The 21,429-nt window shown below is 30.6% G+C and carries 21 protein-coding genes; 18 read left to right on the forward strand and 3 right to left on the reverse strand.

Going from position 1 to position 21,429, the window contains the following annotated elements:
- Positions 1 to 108 precede the first annotated feature (108 nt).
- From I4V16_RS08870 to I4V16_RS08885, 4 genes are all read left to right on the forward strand, one after another.
- Complete coding sequence (locus I4V16_RS08870) at positions 109 to 1,011, forward strand: nucleotidyltransferase domain-containing protein (protein WP_049177185.1); 903 nt, start codon at positions 109 to 111, stop codon at positions 1,009 to 1,011.
- A gap of 16 nt (positions 1,012 to 1,027) precedes the next feature.
- A complete protein-coding gene (locus tag I4V16_RS08875) occupies positions 1,028 to 2,443 on the forward strand; it encodes a PLP-dependent aminotransferase family protein (protein ID WP_049177184.1) in 1,416 nt (471 codons plus the stop codon).
- A complete protein-coding gene (locus I4V16_RS08880; protein ID WP_195572225.1) occupies positions 2,431 to 3,081 on the forward strand; it encodes a YigZ family protein in 651 nt (216 codons plus the stop codon). The genes I4V16_RS08875 and I4V16_RS08880 overlap by 13 nt, the downstream gene beginning before the upstream one ends.
- A 76-nt stretch (positions 3,082 to 3,157) precedes the next feature.
- Positions 3,158 to 3,895, forward strand: coding sequence for a YebC/PmpR family DNA-binding transcriptional regulator (locus I4V16_RS08885; protein WP_049177181.1), 738 nt, complete (start codon positions 3,158 to 3,160; stop codon positions 3,893 to 3,895).
- A gap of 271 nt (positions 3,896 to 4,166) precedes the next feature.
- Here the strand turns inward: I4V16_RS08885 and I4V16_RS08890 are convergent, their stop codons facing one another.
- A complete protein-coding gene (locus tag I4V16_RS08890; protein WP_111937116.1) occupies positions 4,167 to 4,862 on the reverse strand; it encodes a GerMN domain-containing protein in 696 nt (231 codons plus the stop codon).
- Positions 4,863 to 5,004: 142 nt separating this feature from the next.
- Between I4V16_RS08890 and I4V16_RS08895 the strand changes: the two genes are divergently transcribed.
- The gene (locus I4V16_RS08895; RefSeq protein ID WP_153246598.1) at positions 5,005 to 5,145 is read left to right on the forward strand and encodes a hypothetical protein; all 141 of its coding nucleotides are present in this window, start codon (positions 5,005 to 5,007) and stop codon (positions 5,143 to 5,145) included.
- A 40-nt stretch (positions 5,146 to 5,185) separates the two neighbouring features.
- Here I4V16_RS08895 and I4V16_RS08900 read toward each other — a convergent pair whose 3' ends face one another.
- The gene (locus I4V16_RS08900; RefSeq protein ID WP_049177178.1) at positions 5,186 to 5,518 is read right to left on the reverse strand and encodes a DUF1622 domain-containing protein; all 333 of its coding nucleotides are present in this window, start codon (positions 5,516 to 5,518) and stop codon (positions 5,186 to 5,188) included.
- A gap of 255 nt (positions 5,519 to 5,773) precedes the next feature.
- Between I4V16_RS08900 and I4V16_RS08905 the strand changes: the two genes are divergently transcribed.
- From I4V16_RS08905 to I4V16_RS08920, 4 genes are all read left to right on the forward strand, one after another.
- Positions 5,774 to 6,649 (forward strand): radical SAM/SPASM domain-containing protein, encoded by an 876-nt coding sequence (locus I4V16_RS08905; RefSeq protein ID WP_195966635.1) that lies wholly within the window; start codon positions 5,774 to 5,776, stop codon positions 6,647 to 6,649.
- 203 nt (positions 6,650 to 6,852) lie between these two features.
- Complete coding sequence (locus I4V16_RS08910; protein ID WP_195966636.1) at positions 6,853 to 11,433, forward strand: Ig-like domain-containing protein; 4,581 nt, start codon at positions 6,853 to 6,855, stop codon at positions 11,431 to 11,433.
- Positions 11,434 to 11,799: 366 nt separating this feature from the next.
- Positions 11,800 to 12,066: a hypothetical protein gene (locus tag I4V16_RS08915; protein WP_049179543.1), complete on the forward strand. Its 267-nt coding sequence runs from the start codon at positions 11,800 to 11,802 to the stop codon at positions 12,064 to 12,066.
- Between the two features lie 64 nt (positions 12,067 to 12,130).
- A complete protein-coding gene (locus I4V16_RS08920) occupies positions 12,131 to 12,508 on the forward strand; it encodes a hypothetical protein (protein WP_195966637.1) in 378 nt (125 codons plus the stop codon).
- A 119-nt stretch (positions 12,509 to 12,627) separates the two neighbouring features.
- Here I4V16_RS08920 and I4V16_RS08925 read toward each other — a convergent pair whose 3' ends face one another.
- On the reverse strand, positions 12,628 to 13,518 hold the full coding sequence (locus I4V16_RS08925) for an SDR family oxidoreductase (protein ID WP_243282796.1): 891 nt from the start codon (positions 13,516 to 13,518) through the stop codon (positions 12,628 to 12,630).
- Between the two features lie 164 nt (positions 13,519 to 13,682).
- Here I4V16_RS08925 and I4V16_RS08930 point away from each other — a divergent pair, with 164 nt between their 5' ends.
- The 9 genes from I4V16_RS08930 to secF all read left to right on the forward strand — a co-directional run bounded on the left by I4V16_RS08930 (position 13,683) and on the right by secF (position 21,257).
- Entirely contained in the window at positions 13,683 to 14,264 is a 582-nt protein-coding gene (locus I4V16_RS08930) for a hypothetical protein (RefSeq protein WP_195966638.1), read from the forward strand.
- 163 nt (positions 14,265 to 14,427) lie between these two features.
- The gene (gene ruvA / locus I4V16_RS08935; protein WP_049177678.1) at positions 14,428 to 15,039 is read left to right on the forward strand and encodes a Holliday junction branch migration protein RuvA; all 612 of its coding nucleotides are present in this window, start codon (positions 14,428 to 14,430) and stop codon (positions 15,037 to 15,039) included.
- A gap of 11 nt (positions 15,040 to 15,050) precedes the next feature.
- Entirely contained in the window at positions 15,051 to 16,085 is a 1,035-nt protein-coding gene (gene ruvB / locus I4V16_RS08940; RefSeq protein WP_027099634.1) for a Holliday junction branch migration DNA helicase RuvB, read from the forward strand.
- A 14-nt stretch (positions 16,086 to 16,099) separates the two neighbouring features.
- A complete protein-coding gene (gene queA / locus I4V16_RS08945) occupies positions 16,100 to 17,125 on the forward strand; it encodes a tRNA preQ1(34) S-adenosylmethionine ribosyltransferase-isomerase QueA (protein WP_195963202.1) in 1,026 nt (341 codons plus the stop codon).
- A 12-nt stretch (positions 17,126 to 17,137) separates the two neighbouring features.
- A complete protein-coding gene (tgt, locus tag I4V16_RS08950; protein ID WP_049177676.1) occupies positions 17,138 to 18,277 on the forward strand; it encodes a tRNA guanosine(34) transglycosylase Tgt in 1,140 nt (379 codons plus the stop codon).
- A gap of 100 nt (positions 18,278 to 18,377) precedes the next feature.
- Positions 18,378 to 18,647, forward strand: coding sequence for a preprotein translocase subunit YajC (gene yajC, locus I4V16_RS08955; protein WP_049177675.1), 270 nt, complete (start codon positions 18,378 to 18,380; stop codon positions 18,645 to 18,647).
- A 50-nt stretch (positions 18,648 to 18,697) separates the two neighbouring features.
- Positions 18,698 to 19,069 carry a TIGR04086 family membrane protein gene (locus I4V16_RS08960; protein WP_049177674.1) on the forward strand — a complete coding sequence of 124 codons (372 nt, stop codon included), beginning with the start codon at positions 18,698 to 18,700 and terminating at the stop codon, positions 19,067 to 19,069.
- A gap of 82 nt (positions 19,070 to 19,151) precedes the next feature.
- The gene (gene secD, locus I4V16_RS08965) at positions 19,152 to 20,393 is read left to right on the forward strand and encodes a protein translocase subunit SecD (protein ID WP_195542000.1); all 1,242 of its coding nucleotides are present in this window, start codon (positions 19,152 to 19,154) and stop codon (positions 20,391 to 20,393) included.
- A gap of 6 nt (positions 20,394 to 20,399) precedes the next feature.
- Positions 20,400 to 21,257, forward strand: coding sequence for a protein translocase subunit SecF (gene secF, locus I4V16_RS08970; protein ID WP_195542001.1), 858 nt, complete (start codon positions 20,400 to 20,402; stop codon positions 21,255 to 21,257).
- The last annotated feature ends 172 nt before the right edge of the window (positions 21,258 to 21,429 follow it).

Here is a 21,429-nt window from a genome sequence, read left to right on the forward strand (position 1 = left end):
CTATAAGGGTTTCTCCTTTTTCAATGTATAAAATTGTTTCGGTACTTTTTTAAGGAGGGATTTTAATATATAATGTAAATAAATAATTTTAAGGAAAGGAGAGAAAATATGGCTAAAACTGTATTAGAATTACAGGATGCATTTCAAACTGTTGTAAATCAAATTAATAAAAATAAGAAGGTTGTAGCACTATTTACATTTGGTAGTATTGTATCTGGAGATGTGTGGGAAGAATCTGATATAGATTTGTTTCTTATATATGAAGATGGCTTTGAAAAAATAAGAGATGTTTATTCAGAGGTAAAGGGAGTTCCAGTGCATACAAAGATATTAAATAAAAACTCTTTCCTAGAACTTTATAAGAATGATGGAAAAAAGGGCTTTGCTAAAAAGTTGTTATGTAATTCAAAATTAGTATTTTCAAGGGATAATGAAATAAGTTCAGCTTACAATAATTCCAGATATACTATGATATCCCATACAGAGGTGTGGAATTTAGTTTATTTAGGCAAGCTTCTTAAGGATATAGGCATAAGTAAAAAGTATTTACAAAATGGAAGGCTTAAAACGTCCTATGAAGTTTTAATTAGAACTTTAGATAGCTTTTCAAAATTGTTAATTAATTTAAACGGATACACAGTAACAAAGGATTCTTTAGTTATGGCTACAAACTTAAGTAATAACTTTAGAGAAGTGGTAGACAAGTTGTTTATGGAGCCTATAAATGAAAAAACTATTAAGGATACTATAAATTATATAGAGAGCTTTTTAGATGGAAATATTGTTAGGGCATCTAGCGCTTTAATAGATTATCTTTGTGGACAATATGAATATATGAATTCTCATGAAATTAGATCTTATGATGCATTTAAAGAATTTGATATAAAAATGGAAAATATATTAAAAGAGCTTGCAAAGAGAGATGTTATTTCTAAGAAAAGTAGGGCTTTATATGATGAAGAAGGTAATTTAATACTTGATGAAAATGTATATGCACATAAAGTAATTTAAAATTGGATGGTATATTATGAGGGATATTTATAATGTGATTTTTCAGGAAGAAATACCAAAGTATGTTCAAATTTCTAATCATATAAAAAAGCTTATAGAAAGTAAGAATATAGAAGATGGAGAAAAACTTCCTACAATAAGAGAATACACTAAGTATTTAGGGGTTAATAAGGTAACTATTATTAATGCATACAATAAACTTCAAAATGATGGCTTTGCATATCAAAAGGTTGGGAGTGGAACCTATGCAAAAGTAAAAGAAATACGTCCTAGTTTCTCTAAGGAATATTCAAGAGTATTTAGAAAATTATCATCAGGAAATACTAAGGATGCTATAGATTTTGCAGGGGAAACAAATAATGAAGTGGTATTTCCTATAGATGAGTTTAAAAGTATTATTAATAAAGTTCTTGATAGAGATGGAGCAGAAGCTTTAATTTCACAAAATGCTTTAGGGTATGAAAATTTAAGATATACTATTAATGAAGTATTTTGGGATAATAGCATAGATAACGAGAATATATTAATAGTTTCAGGTGCACAACAAGGAATTGATATTGCATCTAAGGCTATATTAAATATTAATGACAATGTTATAGTGGAAAAACCAACTTATGGTGGTGCTCTTTCTGTATTTAAGTGGAGAAGAGCTAATATATTTGAAGTTGAGATGGAAAAGGACGGAGTAAATCTAGAGGATTTTGAGGAAATACTAAAAAAGAATAGAATAAGATGTTTTTATACTATGAGTTATTTTCAAAATCCAACAGGTGTAAGCTATAGTTTAGAAAAGAAGAAAAAGCTTATTGAACTAGCAGAAAAATATGATTTTTATATAATTGAGGATGATTATTTATCAGAGCTTATTTATGAAGAATCAGTGGAATATATTCCGTTTAAGTGGCTTGATAGAAGTGATAGAGTTATTTATATAAAGAGTTTTTCTAAAATATTTTTACCAGGTATAAGAATTGGATATATAGTTACTCCAAATATATTTAGGGAAAGTATGCAAAACTCTAAGTTTAATACAGATATTGCAACATCAAGTTTAATGCAAAGAGCTTTAGAGCTATACATAAAAGATGGGGCATGGAAGGATAATATCTCATATTTAAATGTTGAGTATAAGAAAAGATATGAATTAATGTCTAAACTTATAGATGAAGAACTAGGTGATATGGTTACTTGTAATAAACCAGGGGGAGGACTTACATTTTATCTTAAAATAGCAGATGAAGAAATTACATCTAGAGAGCTGTTTTTAAGATTGAGTAAGAAGAATGTTTATATAACACCTGGAGTATTGTTTTTTAGAAATATGAGAGATGGGGATAGAAACTTTAGAATAGGATTTTCCCAGACAGATGAAGGGAAAATAAAAAAAGGACTTAAATTAATAAGAGAGGAATTAGAAACATGGCATATATAACAATAAGAAATTTTGGTGAAGATTCCTTTGAAGAAAAGAAATCAGAATTTATTGGGTATGCAAAGAGAGTTGAGAATGAAGAGGATGCCAAAGCCTTTGTTGCTGAAATAAAGAATAAGCATAAGCAAGCTAGGCACAATTGTTGGGCATATGTAATTGGTCAAAATATGGGGATTCAAAGATATTCAGATGATGGTGAGCCTCAAGGGACAGCAGGAATTCCTATTTTAGAGGTAATGAAAAAGAGTGGAATTACTGATTGTGCAGTAGTTGTAACTAGATATTTTGGAGGAATTCTTTTAGGAGCAGGAGGGTTAACTAGAGCTTATACTAAAGGGGCATCTATTGCTGTAAAGGCTGCAGGTGTTGTAGAAAAAGTAGAAGGCTTAAAGCTATCTGCTAATATTGATTATGATCTTTTTGGTAAAATACAATATATATGTGGCCAAAATAATTGGCATATAGAAGATACAGAATATACAGATTCAGTTACTGTACACATATTAACTGAAAAAAGTATTGTGGAGACTATAGAAAATGAATTTGTTAATTCTACAAATGGAAAAGTAGTTATTGCAAAAAGTGAGGAAGGTATATATTTCAAGGAAGAAAATAGGTTGTACAAAGGAATAGAATAACCACTTCTTTTATTTCCTAAAAGTATATGATATAATTTTATAGGTTTTATAAAAAATAAAGATAGGAGGAATAAGCATGTCAGGACACTCAAAATGGCATAACATTCAAAACAAAAAAGGTAAAGCAGACGCTAAAAGAGGAAAGATATTTACTAAAATAGGTAAAGAATTAGCATTAGCTATAAAGAACGGTGGCGCTAACCCTGATACAAATGCAAAGCTAAGAGATGTTATTGCAAAGGCAAAAGCTGCTAATATGCCTAATGACAACATAAACAGAGCTATTAAGAAGGCAGAAGGAGAACTTGATTCAGTAAACTACGAAAAAATTGTATATGAAGGTTATGGCCCTAGTGGAGTTGCTGTAATTGTTGAAACTCTTACTGATAATAAAAATAGATCAGCAGGTAATGTTAGAAGTGCATTCACTAAAGGTGGTGGAAATATGGGAACTACAGGTTGTGTAGGATTCATGTTCCAAGAAAAAGGTGAAATTGTAATAGAAAAAGAAGATAGAGATGAAGATGAAATGATGATGTTAGCTTTAGATGCTGGTGCAGAAGATTTTGCAGCAGAAGAAGAAGTTTTCATTGTTACTACTACACCTGAAGATTTTGGTACAGTTAGAGAAGCATTAGAAGCAGAAGGAATTGAATTCTTAGAAGCAGCTGTAAAGATGGTTCCAGATACATATACTGAAATCAAAGAAGATGATGCTAAGAAGTTCCAAAAGATGTTAGATCTATTAGATGATGATGACGATGTAACTGATGTTTACCATAATGCAGAGTTCCCAGAAGGTTGGGAGGAATAATAAAAAAGATGTTGCAAATAAATTATTTTGCAACATCTTTTTTGACGTCTAGGAAATTATAAAATTTTAATTAGATATAAATCAAAGGTATTATTACATTTCCATATTATAAAATATAAAATTAAGGATAATAATTTTATAATTTCCTTACCTTTAGTAGGAGTGGGGGGATATTTGTTTTGATGTGACTTGGAGCCTGCGACGGAACAAGAAAAGTAAAAATCTATGGACTAAGCGACGGAACAAGCAAAATAAATATCCTCCAACCTTTTTAATTAATTGGATTCCAACCCTTGTAGTTTACGCTAAAATAATCGCTACTTCCTAAATCTATATGACCAGAAGAGTATCCTTTTCCATTTATAGTTATACGAACATTAGACACTCCTAAATTATAGCCTAAAGTATTAACAATCCCTTGAATAAATGCCCCTTCAACTCCACCACCTATATTATTAGGTAAAATGGAATTATTAAAATCTACAGTTAGAAGATTAGCCTCCTTATTTACCTTTGCACTAGAAACTCCTGCATTAGGGTTTATGGCTACATAAGAAGAATTAGGAGGATTTTTAAATTCATTTATGATAGCTGTTACTATAGCATTGTCAGTTATATTAACATTTTTACTTAGATATATATATTTATCAGATGCTGGGTTGTATAGGTATAATCTTAAAGATTTAGAAACAGTTTTAGGAGTTGCAGGTGTTTCTTCTTTTTTCACCTTATCAGTAGTTTTTTCTGGAGGAAGCACTGAAACATTAGTATCTGGTTTTTCTTCAGCTTTACCTGTATTTGAATCTGATAAATCTTCTTTATTATCTTCATTTTTTATATCTGTTTCTGGGGAAGAGGCCTCAACATGATCTTGTTCATTATTTTTATCAACATTATTTTCAGAACAGCTTGTAAATAAAAGCATAGAAAAAGATATGAGTATAATAGATAATATCCTTTTTTTCAATGAAACCACTCCTTTCTTTAGTATATATTATATCTGCTTATTACCTCATGTGTATATATTTACTTAAATAATATAGTGTTAGTTAACTAATATTCTAAATATACATAATTGAGAATAGATTTAAAGTGGGAGGTGTTAAAGAATGTCAAGATCTAAGGTTATAAAAAGGTGTAAGATGTGTCATAAGATGAAGAGTTTATCGGATTATTATGTTGATAAAAACCAAGGAGACAAGCATAATGCAATTTGTAAACGATGCATGGATGAAATGAAAGGTAATTAAAGACATATAAAAAGGAGCTGTAGCAATAGTACAGCTCCTTTTATTGTGTAGTTTCACTTTTTTCATTCTTCATTTCCCAATAGATAAGTAGGGCAAGAAATCCTCTAAGTAAACTTACAGCAGCAATTATCCATAACTCATCTATATTTTTAATTAATACAGTCTTTAATATTTCTCCAGCTAGCTTAAATTCAAGACCCATAGCTAGGTTATTAGCAAAGGTGTACTTGATTGGATACTTCTTTTTAGAAAATATACTCATTATATATTTATAAAAGGCAGAAACAGCACCTATAACAACCACTATTACTCCCATTAATTCTAAAAGGTGTATCAAGACTGGTAAATAATTATTCAATAATTCCTCTAACAACAAAATCCCTCCTAAAAAACCTATCACTGTAGTTTTTCACAAGAGGGAATAAAAAATTCATAAAATAAAAGGGAGCTTAGCATCCGGCGAAAGACAAACTAAGCTCCCAAGTAATCAGCACTATTGTACCAACTGCTCAATTAGAATAACACAGAATATAAAATTATACAAGTGAAATTTTATATTTGTATTTCTTATATCTTAGTGTTATAAAATAATGTATGATTAAGAATTTTAAAAAGTAGGTACAGAATAATGAAAAAGTATAAAAGAGTTTATATTGAAATAACAAATGTATGTAATTTAAGTTGTAGTTTTTGCCCATTAACAAAGAGAGCCAAAAGCTTTTTAGATGAGGAAAAGTTTGTGCATATACTTAATGAAGTAAGTCCATATACTGATTATATTTATCTCCATCTTATGGGGGAGCCTTTATTAAATCCTAGTTTAGAAGTGTTTTTAGATGAGGCATATAAAAAGGGAATAAAAGTTAACATAACAACAAATGGAACCCTCTTAAAGAAGAATAAAGAAATACTTCTGAATGCAAAGTCCCTAAGACAAGTTAATATTTCACTTCATAGTTTTGAAGCTAATGATAGTAAAATAACTTTTGAAGAATATTTTAATGATGTTTTAAGTTTTATAGATGAAGCAAATAGAAATACAGATATAATATGTTCAATGAGATTATGGAATTTTGATGGTGAGAAGACCAAGGGGGAAAATGAGCTAAATGAGAAAATAACCAAGCTTATTAATATGAAGTTTGGGTATGAAGATGATGTAATGAAGGTTTTAGAGGAAAAGAGAAGGGTAAAGATAAAGGATAGAATATATTTGAATGGAGCAGAAAAATTTCAATGGCCAACTATGGATATTGAACCGTTAGGGGATAGTGGATTCTGTCATGGACTAAGAGATCATTTTGGAATATTGGTAGATGGAACGGTGGTTCCATGTTGCTTAGATGGGGAAGGCAATATATCTTTAGGCAATATTTATAATGAAAGTTTAAAATCTATACTTGAAGGAGAAAGGGCTAGAAACATATTTGAAGGTTTTTCTTGTAGAAAGAGAGTAGAAGAGTTATGTAAAAGATGTGGTTACAGTGAGGTATTCTCTAAATAGCTATATAGTAAGAAAGGTATATATAAACTAGGATTAGTTTAAAGCTAATCCTAGTTTTTTATATATTTTAAGTAATATTTTATATGTATTTTCAAATTATGAGATGATACTATAAAATTGGAAAAACAGAAAACGTTTTCTGAAAAGGAGGATAGTTTTAAATTTTACTGTAAAAAATAATATCAACTCATAAGGAGGGAAAAATGAAACGTATATTTCGAAAAGCAATAGTTTATTTTACTGTGCTAGCAGTACTTATTTCAAATGTAAGTATTTCATCAGTAAAAGCTATGGAAAAAAGTGATGAAGGAATCGTAGTTTATGCAAGTGATTATGGACTTGATTCAACAGGTGAAAAAGATAATGCTAAAGCTTTAGTTAATATGTTTGAAGCTATTAGGGAAATAGGTGAGAATGGGGATAAGGTTACTTTAAAGTTTGATAAAGGTATTTATCAAATTCATAAAGAGAATGCTCCAGTAAGAGAGGTACATACATCAAATACAGATAGTGTACGTTTTCCTAATAAATCAATTGGTATTTTAATTGAGAACCAAAATAATTTAACTATAGATGGAAATGGATCACAGTTTATTATTAATGGAGATATGATGGCTTTAGCTATTATGCACTCAGAGAATATAACAGTAAAGAATGTAAATATAGATTATCAAATTCCTACAACTTCTGAGATGACTGTGCTTGATTATGATAATGAAAATAAGACTATTGATTATTTTATTCCTGAATATCTTAATTATGAAATTCAAGGAGCGAATATTATATGGAAGTCAGAACAAAAATCTGATGGAGGATACTATTGGACAGAAAAGAATGATCATCGTAATTATGGTATATCAGTAAAGTATCCAACAGAGTTAATGGGAAGATCATATTATTCGAATTCTAACCCATTTACAAATGCACAATCAATAGAGCAGTTAGATGATTCAAGAGTTAGAATTAAATATAATTCAAATCCAGCTTTTGAAATTGTAAAGGGAATGAACTTTCAATTAGTATCAAATGCTGAGCGTCCAACAGCTGGTGCTTTTGTATGGGAAAGTAAAGATATTAATGTAATTAATACAAAGATATCATACATGCATGGGTTTGGTTTCTTAGTTCAAATGGCAGAAAACGTTTCTTTTGACGGCATACGTATGGAAACAGATATTGAAACAGGACGTAATACTTCAAGTTTTGCTGATGGAATTCATATTTCAGGTGCAAAAGGAAAGATAGAAATAAAAAATTCCTTCTTCAATAATACTCATGATGACCCTATTAATATTCATGGGACATTTACTCGTGTAGAAGAAAAGTTAGATAGCAATACATTGAGATTAAAATATATTCATAATCAACAAGGAGGATTTCCACAATATCATCCAGGAGATAAGGTTGTATTTTATAGTCGTGATACACTAGAGTCAAGTGATAATGAAAAGGAATATACAGTAAAAAGTGTAGAAGGACCATCAAAAGATAATCTTAAAGAGATGATTGTTGAATTTGAAGAAGAAGTACCAGATTATTTAACAGAGAAAGTTGGAAATGAACCAAAGTTTGTAGCTGAAAATGCAACATACACTCCAGAGATTTATATTAAAAACAACGAGTTTAAAAATGTATTTACTCGTATGATATTAGCAACATCACGTAAGAAAATAGTTATTGAAGACAATTATTTTGAAGCTCCTTCAATGGCAACATTATTTTTCTCAAATGATTCTGATGAATGGTATGAGTCAGGTCCAATTCGTGACCTAGAAATAAGAAATAATACATTTAAAATACGTAGTTTAGGTCGTACTTGGTGGAAGTATGCTCCAGCAATATATTTTCATCCAGTAACTAAAGGTGGAGGATTACCAGATGAATCCAACCCTATTCATAAGAATATTTTGATTGAAGAAAATAAGTTCTATTTAGAAAGTGATGGGGCTTTACGTGCTGAAAGTGTTGAGAATCTAACATTTAGAAATAATGAAATATATAGATTAGATCCAAGCGTTGATTTAAGTATAGAAGGTTCTAACAAATTATATGTAGGTAACAATAGCAATTTAGAACTAACTTATGATGGAAATGTTGTAACTGGACCAACATCATTACCAGGAGGTCCAGAATCTAATTCAGGAACTGTAGCTAATGTATTAGAATTTAAAAATAGTAAAAATGTTGTTGTAGAAAACAACTATTATGATGATGGGTTAAGAAAGAATGTCTTAATTGAGGGCATGGATAGTAAAAACTTAAATCTTAAAGATGATTTAAATATACTAACTAATAGAGAAAAAACTGAACCTTCAGATGTTATTAGCAATATACAATATGCATCAACTAATCCTGAAGTGGTAAGCGTTGATAGTAATGGAAAGATGACTGCAAACAAAGAAGGTACAGCAGAGGTTTTTGCATACTATGTTTGGAATGGTACTATTATTGAGTCTAATAAGAAGGAAATAACAGTTTTAAGCTCTGAAAATACCTCTGGAAATGAGCTTGAATTTAAATCAGAGGTAATTACTATTAATGGAGATAATGGTACAAGCTTTGAGGCTAAAGGAAATATTAATCCAAGTGAAATAGAATATACAATTCATGATTCTGAAATTGTAAAACTAGAAGGAAATACTTTCTATGGTTTAAAAACAGGTTTAGCAAGAATTACAGCAAGATATAAGGGAAGTGAAAAAACAGTCTTTGTTATAGTAAATGGTAAAGATGATCAAAAGGTTTTAAACTCTTTAATAAATATTGAAGACAAAGATAGCAATTCAAAAATTTCAGATGATAGTATTACAATAACTCGTAAAGCTGGTAATGATTTATGGGGAAGCGATAATACATTAAATAACTTGGTTACTATTGATTTAGAAAATATTGATACCAACAATTTTACAGGAGTAGCGACAATTGATGGATTACCAGGACGTATGGCAAATAACTGGGACTCAGCATATTTCTTAATTATGAAAAAGAATGAGGATGGAACAGTTGATCGTAACAACTATTTATCCGTAGGTAAACGTGCTCATGCTGATGGATTTGGAACTGTTCATGAAGTTAATGCTACAGGAAGTGAGTATTCAACAGGGGACATTAGTGAAAATGAAATTACAAAAGCAACTTTTGCAATAGAAAAGCAAGGCAAAACAGTTAATTTATATTCTATAGTTGATGGCAAGAAGAATAAGGTACAAAGCGTTGATATATCAAGCTTTGGAAATGATCTTAAGCTTGCAGTTGCATGTTGGGGAGCTGGACAAACTAATAAAAATGTTACAGTTACAGACATTAAATTAGGAGAAGGAAGGTTAGATGAGGTTCTAGCAAAGGATTCATTAGCAATTATGACTAATGATGAGTCTAAGTTTGAAATTTTTAATTTAAGTTATTTATCTGATAGTAATGATAATATTAATATTAGCTTTGATTCAACCTATAAAGGTAATAGTATGTTAATAGTTAGTGAGCCTGGCAATAACACATATGTTGTGAATGGCAATAGCTTTAAAGCTACAGAAAATGGGGAATATAAGGTGTTTGTGGTATCACAATTACCTAGCGGTAAATATTCAAATGTAATTAGTAAAACATTTAATTATAAGCCGCAATCTCAAAAAGGCTTTTATATAAATGGTACCAAAATAGTTAATGGGGATACCCTTACCATTCCAGAGGAATTAACAAAGCTATATTTAGTAAACTATGACAATAATACTAAGTCAGTAATAGATGTTACAGGTAAGGATACAGTTAGTGGTGATTTTGGAACTATTAAATTAAAGAAAATAAAAAGTAATAAGGCAGGAATTGAGTCAATTAATGCTGTTGGATATGGTGAAATAAATATATCAAGCAAAAATTCCTTTATTAATACTGATAAAAAAGATAATTCTATAACATTTAATGTTAAATTATCAGAATGTACAGACAAGCTTTTAGCAAAGAATTATGATCATGGAATAAATTATGAAGTGATTCAAGATGGAAATAATGCAAAGGTTACAGTTCCTGTTTATAATGGAGTAGTTAGTGTTGCTTTTGAAGCTGTTGCTAAGGATGGAATAACTAAAGATATCCATAGTGTTCATGTTATGCGTTATGCGGATATTTTAGAAGGCTTTAAAAAGATTGATGTTAATAGAAATGTTCTAGATATTTCAGAAGGCAAAATTGATTTAGGTAACAAGACTAATAAAATTTCAGTTAACGCAGAAGCTAATGATGTAAATGCACAAATAACAGTTATGAAGCGCAATAACAATGGACTTGAGGAGATAGCACAAGGCGTAGATACAGTAGTTGAAAATGGAGATGAAATTATTGTAAGAATAATCCATGAGAATAAACGTATGATGGAGTTTAAGACTCTTACAGTAGAAAATTCAAAGGAGCCTGAATTAGATATCAAGTCATTATTAGATTTAATAAAAGAGGCAGAAAATATTGACTTGTCTAATAAGACAGAAGAAAGTAAGACTAGATTCCTAGAAGTACTAAATGAAGTAAAAGCAAAAGTTGATGAAGGAATTACTTCTAGTGATGAATTGGAAGAATTAATAGATAAGCTTCAAAAGGCGATTAATGGTCTTGAAGATAAAGAAGAAAAGCCAAATGGTGGTAGTAATGATGAAATTGAAGATAATAAAACAGAGTCATCAAATCCACCTAAAACTGGAGATGAAAGTTTGGGTCTATTAGTATTGGCTCTATTGGTATTAAGTGGAGTAAACATTATATTAATGAGCAGAGAAAAGTCTAATAGTAAATAGAATATGATAAAGTTTTTTAGAGTGAGCTGTGGCACTATATAATTAGTGCGCAGCTCATTTTTTATTCTTTAGGAAAATATAAAATCAAGGATAATAATTTTATATTTTCCTTACCTTTAGTAGGAGTGGGGGGATATTTGTTTTGATGTGACTTAGAGATTTCGACGGAAGGAGCAAAATAAATATCCCCCCACCCTTGTTATATCCAAAGCTATTCCATATATATTTTTTTGAAACATACATTTTTACTATATATTTATTTCTTTAAGTATTTAAAACAATATGCTAACTAATAATTAGAGATTGGTATTTTTTTAGTAATTGTTGCACACACTAAGCAAAATATTATTTTTAGGAGTTTAGATTATGAAAAAAGATAAAATAAAAATTATGATTGATGGGGTAATTGTACTTTCATTATTTTTTTGTGGAACCTTAGTTTTTATAAATAAACCAACTGTAGAAGCTGTTAATAAGATGGATGAGCCAGAATATATGAAATTTGGTGTTCCACCAGAGGAAGAATTCTTAGAAGATGAAGAAAAGCAAGATTATTTTTTAGAGGATGAAAAATCTCAAGAAAATAAAGAAACAGAAGACTTTTATAAAGAATATGAAAAAGGTACATACTAATTTGTTTGATAGAACTACTGAAATGTAATATAATTCTCATAAAGTACAATTTATGGGGGAAGATATGGATTTCAAGAATATATCTAAGGATAATAAAGTATATATAGTGTTTTTTATAGCGGGTATAATGTCTTTATTTATGGATTGGGTAAAGCTAGATTCTATAAGTTATAATGGCTTTCAGCAACAAGGGTGGGTAATACTAATTCCACTTGCCTTTATACTATTTACTAAGCTAACTGGGAAATTATATAGTAGAGGATTTAATTTAGTGCTATCTAGTATAGTGTGTTTATTAACTATATTTTTCTTGTTTGATAAAACAGTGTACATAAATAATGAATCCTATAACCTTGCAGCACTAGGGCTACATATTATGGTGACTTGCACAATAGGGTATGTAGTTTTATCTATAAGGAGTTTTATAAAGGAAAAGAAATAATAAGCTGAGGGAGAATCCCTCAGCTTTTTTTATTCTTTAGGAAATTTATATCTATTATTAAATTGTGGATAATTTCAAGAAATCCTAATAAAGTTTGTTTAATCCTAAAAAATAAGATATTAGCTATCTACCATAGTTCCACCATTAACATGTAAAACTTGCCCTGTAACATATGAAGAGTCTTCAGATGCAAGATAAACGTATGTTGGAGCAAGTTCATAAGGTTGGCCTGCACGCTTCATGGGAACATCTAGACCAAAGGTGGCCATTTTATCTGCTGAATAGCTTGAAACAATCAAAGGGGTCCAAATTGGACCAGGGGCAACTGCGTTTACACGTATACCTTTTTTGATAAGAGAATTTGATAGTGAGCGTGTGAAAGTTACAACGGCTCCTTTTGTAGAGGCATAATCAATTAAATCTTCTGGACCTTTATATGCAGTTACAGATGCAGTATTAATAATAGCTGAGCCTGATCTTAAATGAGGAAGGGCAGCTTGTACAAGATAAAACATGGGAAAAATATTAACTTTATAAGTAAGTTCTAGCTCATATTGTGATATGCATTCTATTCCATTATCATGAGGCCATTGAACACCTGCATTGTTAATTAATATATCCAGTTTACCAAAGTGCTTTATGGTTCTATCTATAATTTTATGGCAAAACTCTTTTGAGGATATATCACCCTCTATTAATAAACATCTTGCACCATATTTTTCAACATAGTCTTTAGTGTATTTAGCATCATCTTCTTCATATAAGTAGGAAATGGCTAGGTCTGCCCCCTCTTTAGCAAAAGCTACAGCAACAACACGACCTATACCACTGTCTCCACCAGTTATAAGGGCTACTTTTCCTCTTAATTTATCACTACCTTTATAATTAGGGTTATCAAAGATAGGAAGAGGGCGCATTATGGATTCTATTCCTGGTTGAATCATTTGATGTTGAGCAGGAAATTGTGGCTCGTAATAAGTACATTTAAAATCCCTATAATTATTCTCCAATACAGACATCTCCAAAATTAGTTCTTTTAATTAACTATTTTATGAAAACTATTAAGAAAAGGTTTGTTTATTTCAAATTATTTATAATATTGCATAAAAATATTTAACTTTATGAATACTAAATGGAGTTGGAGGCAATAATTTCTTATAGGGAGTTGATTATAATGAAAAAAGGAAGCAAAAAAATAATATTAGGTATACTAGCATTAACAAGTATTTTCTTAATTAGTTATATGGCTACTGATATATATGTAAAAAGCAAAAACAAAGGGGAAGATACTAATGAAGCATCTACAAATGCCAATTCAAGTAATAAGTATCTAAATGATAATGTTAAAGTAGTATTACAGAAAAATGGTAGCAGAGAGGCTGAAAAGACCTTAGATGAAGTTATTGATGAATACGGATTAGAAGGAAGCATTACTCAAGATGAGTTAACAGATGTTTTAAGTCAATATGGATATACTTTTGATGTAAGTACATCGGATACAGTATACTATAACAAGGACTTAAAGTCTGAGCTAGAGCCTAATAAATATTATATTGGAGAATATGAAGGATACTTAGCAATTTATAAGTCTAATGATAAGGGTGAGTTAGAGATTGAAGATGAAAAAGCTGATGTCTATAGAAATGGAGCAAAATTCACTGATTTAAAACCATTAGACCAAGAAGCTATTAAAAAGTATCAATATGTATATGACACAAAAGAAGACGCAAAATTAGATTTGACAGGCATAAGTTAACAATAGCTTAATACTTCTTTATATATAGTGAAACTATTACAAATAAAGGTGTGAATTGAATGATTCACACCTTTATTATGTTTTTAAGTCCTTGAAAGATTATAGCTTAAATGATAAAGTATTAGGGGAACATACTTTCACTATGATTTCGGAGGAATAAATAATGTACGAGTATATAAAAGGTAAGTATATAGGTATAAATAAAGATTATGTAGTAGTTGAAAACAATGGAATTGGATATAAAATATTTACTTCAGGAGCTACTATGGCGGAGTTGCCAAAATCAGGTGAAGAAGTAATGCTTTATGTAGAGCAAATAGTTAGAGAAGATTTTATAGGTCTTTATGGATTTATAGGTAAAGAAGAATTACAGATGTTTAAGTTATTACTAAGTATAAATGGGGTTGGGGCTAAGGCAGCTCTTTCTTTATTATCAATAAGTAGAGTAACTAACTTAAAGTATGCAATAATGATGGGTGATGAAAAACATATATGTAGAGCACCTGGAATAGGTAAAAAGACAGCAGGAAGAATCATATTGGAACTTCAAGATAAGCTTAAGAAGGAAGATATGGTTATTGATAAAGATCAAATTGATATGGATAATGACTTTAATGAAGATAATAACTATGCATCAACTTTAAGCGAAGTAATGGGAGCTTTATTAGCTCTTGGATACAGCGAAAAAGAAGCTGAATTAGCATTAAAGAAGGCTAATAAGAATGATACGGTAGAAAATGTTATTAAGGAATGTTTAAAAGTATTAATGGGATAGGGGGATGAAATATGGAAAGAATAATTACTCCTGCCGAGTTAGAGGAAGATTCAAAGGGAGAATTAAGTCTTAGACCTCAAAAAATAAGTGAATATATTGGTCAAGATAAGGTTAAAGAGAGACTAGATATATTTATAAAAGCAGCTCAAAAAAGAGGGGAAGCTTTAGACCATGTTCTTTTATATGGACCTCCAGGACTAGGTAAAACTACTTTGGCTAATATTATTGCCAGGGAAATGGGGGGGGATTTAAAGATAACCTCAGGACCTGCAATTGAGAGAGCAGGGGACTTGGCAGCTATTTTAACATCTCTTAAAGATAATGATGTTTTATTTATTGATGAAATACATAGACTAAATAGAAGTGTAGAAGAAATACTTTATCCAGCAATGGAAGACTACGCACTTGACATAGTTATAGGTAAGGGAGCAGCAGCAAAATCTATAAGATTGGATTTGCCACAGTTCACCTTAATTGGAGCAACTACAAGAATAGGAATGCTTACATCTCCACTTAGAGATAGATTTGGTGTATTATGTTCTATGGAATATTATACAGTGGAACAATTAAAGGAGATAGTAATTAGAAGTGCTTTAGTTTTTGGATGTAACATAACAGAAGAAGGGGCTATAGAAATAGCGAGAAGATCTAGAGGTACACCAAGAATAGCAAATAGGCTATTAAAGAGAGTTAGAGATTATTCAGAAGTATATTCAGATAACTTAATAAGCTTAAAAGAGGCTAGAGAAGCCTTAGGACTTTTAGAGGTAGACAATGAAGGTTTTGATAGAGTTGACAATAAAATTTTAGAGGCTATAATAGATAACTTTGGGGGAGGCCCTGTTGGGATTGAAACATTATCCTACTTTGTAGGCGAGGAACTTGGAACCCTTGAAGATGTTTATGAGCCATATCTTCTTCAAAGAGGTTTTATAGTTAGAACGCCTAGGGGGAGAGTTGCTACAGAAAAAGCATATAAGCACTTAGGAAGAGCAATGAATAAGAAAAATGTACATGAAGGACAAAAAAGTTTTTTCAATAGTTAGGAGAAGTGAAGGATATGAAGGTATCTGATTTTGATTTTTATCTTCCAGAGGAGTTAATTGCACAACATCCTCTAGAAAAGAGAGATACATCTAGATTAATGGTTTTAAACAAAGAAACTGGAGAGATAGAACATAAGAGATTTTATGATATTATTGATTATCTAGAAAAGGGAGATACTTTAGTATTAAATAATACTAGGGTTTTACCAGCTAGACTAATAGGAGAAAAGGAACATACAGGTGGTAAAATAGAGTTCTTACTTTTAAAAAGATTAGAGGGAGATAAGTGGGAATGCTTAGCTAAGCCTGGAAAAAGTGCAAGAGAAGGAAGAAGATTTACCTTTGGTGATGGTAAATTAAAGGCAGAAGTTGTTGAAGTTTTAGAAAATGGTAATAGAATAGTTCAGTTTTTCTATGAAGGAATATTTGAAGAAGTTTTAGATTCATTAGGAGAAATGCCACTTCCACCATATATTCATGAAAGATTAGAAGATAAAGAAAGATATCAAACTGTATATTCTAAGGAAGAGGGATCAGCAGCAGCACCAACAGCTGGACTTCACTTTACAGAAGAATTATTACAAAAGATAAAAGATAAGGGTATAAATATTGCATATGTAACTTTACATGTTGGTTTAGGTACTTTTAGACCAGTAAAGGTTGAAGATATAGAAAGTCATGATATGCATTCTGAGTTTTATGTATTAGATGAAGAAAATGCACAAATAATAAATGATACAAAGAAGAGAGGAAATAGGGTAATATCTGTAGGAACAACATCTACAAGAACTATAGAAACTATTGCAGATGATAATGGATTAGTTAAAGCTCAAACTGGATGGACTAATATTTTTATTTATCCAGGATATAAGTTTAAAACTATAGATAACTTAATTACAAATTTCCACTTGCCAGAATCAACGCTTATTATGTTAGTGTCAGCTTTAGCTGGAAAAGAGCATGTATTAAATGCTTATAATGAAGCAGTTAAAGAAAAGTATAGATTCTTCTCATTTGGAGATGCAATGTTTATAAAATAAGGAGTGAATTTTTTGTCAAAGAGATATACTTTACTAAAGAAGGATGGAAAAGCAAGAAGAGGTAGATTTGTTACACCTCATGGAACAATAGAAACACCAGTATTTATGAATGTTGGTACATTAGCTGCAATAAAGGGCGCTGTATCATCAATGGATTTAAAGGAAATAGGATGCCAAGTAGAGCTTTCAAATACATATCACCTTCATTTAAGACCTAGTGATAAGGTTGTATATAAAATGGGTGGATTACATGAATTTATGAATTGGGATAGACCAATACTTACAGATTCAGGTGGATTCCAAGTTTTCTCTTTATCAGGAATGAGAAAGATAAAGGAAGAAGGAGTTTACTTTAGTTCACATATAGATGGTAAGAAAATATTTATGGGACCTGAGGAATCGATGCAAATTCAAAGCAATCTAGCATCAACTATTGCAATGGCCTTTGATGAATGTATTCCAATACCTTCATCAAGAGAATATGTTGAAAAGTCAGTGGCAAGAACAACTAGATGGCTTGAAAGATGTAAGGCGGAAATGGATAGATTAAATTCACTTCCAGAAACAATTAATAAGGAACAAATGTTATTTGGTATAAACCAAGGAGCAACATTTAAGGATATAAGAATAGAGCATGCAAAAACTATTGCTAAGATGGATTTAGATGGATATGCTATAGGTGGTTTAGCAGTTGGAGAAACTCATGAGGAGATGTATGAAACTATAGATGCTGTTGTACCATACCTTCCAGAAGATAAACCAATATATTTAATGGGAGTAGGGACTCCTGCTAATATATTAGAGGCTGTTGATAGAGGGGTAGACTTCTTTGACTGTGTACTTCCTGCTAGAAATGGTAGACATGGTCATGTATTCACTAAAGATGGTAAGATTAATTTAATGAATGCAAAGTTTGAATTAGATAAGAGACCTATAGATGAAGGTTGTCAATGTCCAGCATGCAAGAGTTATACTAGAGGATATATTAGACACTTATTTAAAGCTAAAGAAATGCTTGCCATGAGATTATGCGTTCTACATAATTTATATTTCTATAATAAGCTTATGGAAGATATAAGAGCAGCTATTGATGGTGGCTATTATAAAGAGTTTAAAGAACAAAAGCTAAAAGATTGGAACATTAAAGCATAATATTGACAAAGATAATAAAGAATTGTAAACTACTTTAAAAGGATGTTGAATTAACATTCATAAGGTTAGTTTTACAAAAGGGAAGGAAGGAAATAAAAGAATGGAGATAATAGCATCATTAGTACCTATGTTAATAGTATTTGTAGTATTTTATTTAGTACTACTATTACCAGAAAAGAAGAGAAAAAAGCAATATATGCAAATGTTAGATGACCTACAAGTTAATGATGAAATCATGACTAGAGGTGGAATAATAGGAAAAATAATTTCTCTTGATGGAGACAATATGGTTCTTGAATCAGGTCCAGATAGAGCAAGATTAAAAATGACTAAAAATGCAATAGCAAATAAAATATATAAAGAAGACTAGAATAGTACCCCTTGATACTTCATAAAATTTAGTATCAGGGGGTGTTTTATATGGATGAAAATAGAAGTTTTGTAAAATCAGTTTTAAAGGGTTGGATTGGTGCAGTGCTATTAACATTTATGCTTATGTTAATATTATCTTTAGCTATGATTAAGTTTGAGCTAAATGATAATATATATAGCATTATTTTTACAGTAATAACAGTAGTTTCTCTTGTAATAGGAGCAGTGCTTGCAGCAAGAAACAATGGAGAAAAGGGATGGCTTACTGGTGGTATAGTAGGTTTACTTTTCTTTATATTTATATTTGTGTTTAGCTCTGTTATAAACGGAAGTTTTGCTTTTGATATAACACAAATATATAAGTTAATAGGCTGTTTTGGAGTTGGTACTATATCAGGAATACTAGGGATAAATCTGTAAAAAATCTTTTATATATATTACCAATATGCTATAATGTAAAAATACAATGTGAAATTCGAACCTAGTACTGAGGAGGATAAAAATGAAGACAAAGGGCAAAAGTTCAGCATTATTTATACTTTGTACTTTAGCTATAATCCTATTTGCTTTTGTAGGTTATAAAGGAGCTGAAGTTGCAGGGTGGAGAATTAAACCGTTTTCGGAAACTATAACAAAGGGACTTGACCTTCAAGGCGGTGTTTCTGTTGTTATGGAAATTCAAGACGAAGAAGTAAGCAAGGAAGACTTAGAGAAAACAAAAGAGCAATTATCTCTAAGAGTAAACAAAATAGGGGTAGCAGAAACAGTAGTTTCAACTGAAGGGGATAGAAGAATAAGAATTGATATTCCAGCACAAGTTGATTCGGGGGAAATAGTAGAAAGCTTAGGGAAAACTGGTGAGTTAACTTTTAAATCTCCAAAAGGGGATGTTATCTTAACAGGACAAGACGTAAGTAAGGCTACAGCAACATCAGATGAAAATGGGTTGCCACAAGTTGCACTAGAACTAAATGAGAATGGAACTAAAAAGTTTGCTGATGCAACTAAAGAGTACTTAGGTCAATCAATTTCAGTTAATATGGATGATGAAGTTTTAACAAATCCAACAGTAAATAGCGTAATAACAAATGGTTCTGCGGTAATTACAGGAAGCAAAAGCGCAGATGATGCAAAGAGACTTGCAGGATTAATTAATGCAGGGGCTTTACCTGTTACTGTAAAAGCAGCTTCAGTAAAAACTGTAGGAGCACAACTTGGAGAAGAAGCACTTCCAAATGCTTTAAAAGCAGCTTTAATTGGTATAGGACTAATTTTTGCATTTATGATTATTTATTATAGAGTACCAGGAGCTATAGCTTGTTTAGCATTAACATTATTTATTGCATTAATATTATTCTTATTTGGTGAAATAGGTGTTACCTTAACTTTACCAGGAATTGCAGGAGTTCTATTAACAATAGGTATGGCTGTAGATGCTAATGTGCTAATTTTTGAAAGAATAAGAGAAGAGCTTAAAAAAGGTGTGTCAATTAGAAGTGCTGTAGAAAAGGGATTTGAAAATGCAACATCATCAATAATGGATTCCAATATTACAACTATAATAGCAGCTTTAGTACTTTACTTCCTAGGATCAGGAACAGTAAAAGGTTTTGCTATAACTTTACTTATAGGTATAGTAGTAAGTTTATTTACAGCGTTGATTGTTACTAAATTCTTTATGAATAAGGCTGTAGAAATGGGATTACTAACAAAACTATCTCAGTTCAGAGTGAAGAGGGGGTAGAGAGTCATGCTTAAAGTTGTAGAAAAAAAGAAGATATGGTTTAGTATTTCAGCTATTATAATAGCAATTGGGTTAATTGCTATGTTTGCTAAAGGTTTAAACTTCGGAATAGATTTTGAAGGTGGAACTAATATAATTTTAAAGTTTGATGAAGAGTACAATAAAGAGGAAGTAGATTCTATAGTTAAAGGATTTGCATCTGATGCAGTAACAAATACTGCAGAAAATAATGAGTATGAAATTAAATCAAAGAATTTTGAGAGCAAGGATGTTTCTAAGTTAGTAGAAGAATTAAAGAAAAAATACAAGATGCCAGAAAATGCCATTGTATCTCAAGAGGAGATTGGAGCTTCTGTAGGTAAAGAATTAAGAGTTAATTCTTTAAAGGCGTTAGCTATAGCATTTGTAGCTATGCTTATATATATAGCAGTAAGGTTTGAATTTAAGTTTGGTGTTATTGCACTAATAGCCTTAGCACATGACTTATTAATAACTATAAGCGTATTTGCAGTGTTTGGTATTTCTATTAATTCACCATTTATAGCTGCAGTATTAACAATAGTAGGTTATTCTATAAATGCAACAATAGTAATTTTTGATAGAATAAGAGAAAACCTAAAATTATCAGGAAGAACTTCTGCAGCAGAAGTTGCTAACAAAAGTGTAACTCAAACTATGGCAAGGTCAATAAATACTACATTAACTACTTTATTTACTATAGTAGCTGTGTATATATTTGTACCTACTGTAAGAGGATTCTCTTTCCCAATAATAATTGGTATAGTTTCAGGATTATTCTCATCAGTATTTATAGCACCTTCTTTATGGGTACTTGTTACAGAAAAAAAGAAAAAATCTAAATAATAATAATAATAAAAGTTTTCAGCCTAAACTAGGTTGAAAACTTTTTTTATTCTTTAGAAAATTATATGCGCCTGGTCTTTTGCTCACATGCGTTTCCAAAAGCCAGAGTGCGCTGAAAAAAAATCGACGATTCGGCAAGCTCGTCTTGACGATTTTTTTACTATCTAAGAAA

Source organism: Clostridium sp. 1001283B150210_160208_E6, from assembly GCF_015669365.1.
GTDB classification, from domain to species: domain Bacteria; phylum Bacillota; class Clostridia; order Clostridiales; family Clostridiaceae; genus Clostridium; species Clostridium paraputrificum.

Excerpts from the sequence above, each read along its gene's own strand:
- I4V16_RS08870 (WP_049177185.1), top strand. The coding sequence starts at position 109 with ATGGCTAAAACTGTATTAGAATTACAGGATGCATTTCAAACTGTTGTA.
- I4V16_RS08875 (WP_049177184.1), top strand. The coding sequence starts at position 1,028 with ATGAGGGATATTTATAATGTGATTTTTCAGGAAGAAATACCAAAGTAT.
- I4V16_RS08880 (WP_195572225.1), top strand. The coding sequence starts at position 2,431 with ATGGCATATATAACAATAAGAAATTTTGGTGAAGATTCCTTTGAAGAA.
- I4V16_RS08885 (WP_049177181.1), top strand. The coding sequence starts at position 3,158 with ATGTCAGGACACTCAAAATGGCATAACATTCAAAACAAAAAAGGTAAA.
- I4V16_RS08895 (WP_153246598.1), top strand. The coding sequence starts at position 5,005 with ATGTCAAGATCTAAGGTTATAAAAAGGTGTAAGATGTGTCATAAGATG.
- I4V16_RS08905 (WP_195966635.1), top strand. The coding sequence starts at position 5,774 with ATGAAAAAGTATAAAAGAGTTTATATTGAAATAACAAATGTATGTAAT.
- I4V16_RS08910 (WP_195966636.1), top strand. The coding sequence starts at position 6,853 with ATGAAACGTATATTTCGAAAAGCAATAGTTTATTTTACTGTGCTAGCA.
- I4V16_RS08915 (WP_049179543.1), top strand. The coding sequence starts at position 11,800 with ATGAAAAAAGATAAAATAAAAATTATGATTGATGGGGTAATTGTACTT.
- I4V16_RS08920 (WP_195966637.1), top strand. The coding sequence starts at position 12,131 with ATGGATTTCAAGAATATATCTAAGGATAATAAAGTATATATAGTGTTT.
- I4V16_RS08930 (WP_195966638.1), top strand. The coding sequence starts at position 13,683 with ATGAAAAAAGGAAGCAAAAAAATAATATTAGGTATACTAGCATTAACA.
- ruvA (WP_049177678.1), top strand. The coding sequence starts at position 14,428 with ATGTACGAGTATATAAAAGGTAAGTATATAGGTATAAATAAAGATTAT.
- ruvB (WP_027099634.1), top strand. The coding sequence starts at position 15,051 with ATGGAAAGAATAATTACTCCTGCCGAGTTAGAGGAAGATTCAAAGGGA.
- queA (WP_195963202.1), top strand. The coding sequence starts at position 16,100 with ATGAAGGTATCTGATTTTGATTTTTATCTTCCAGAGGAGTTAATTGCA.
- yajC (WP_049177675.1), top strand. The coding sequence starts at position 18,378 with ATGGAGATAATAGCATCATTAGTACCTATGTTAATAGTATTTGTAGTA.
- I4V16_RS08960 (WP_049177674.1), top strand. The coding sequence starts at position 18,698 with ATGGATGAAAATAGAAGTTTTGTAAAATCAGTTTTAAAGGGTTGGATT.
- secD (WP_195542000.1), top strand. The coding sequence starts at position 19,152 with ATGAAGACAAAGGGCAAAAGTTCAGCATTATTTATACTTTGTACTTTA.
- secF (WP_195542001.1), top strand. The coding sequence starts at position 20,400 with ATGCTTAAAGTTGTAGAAAAAAAGAAGATATGGTTTAGTATTTCAGCT.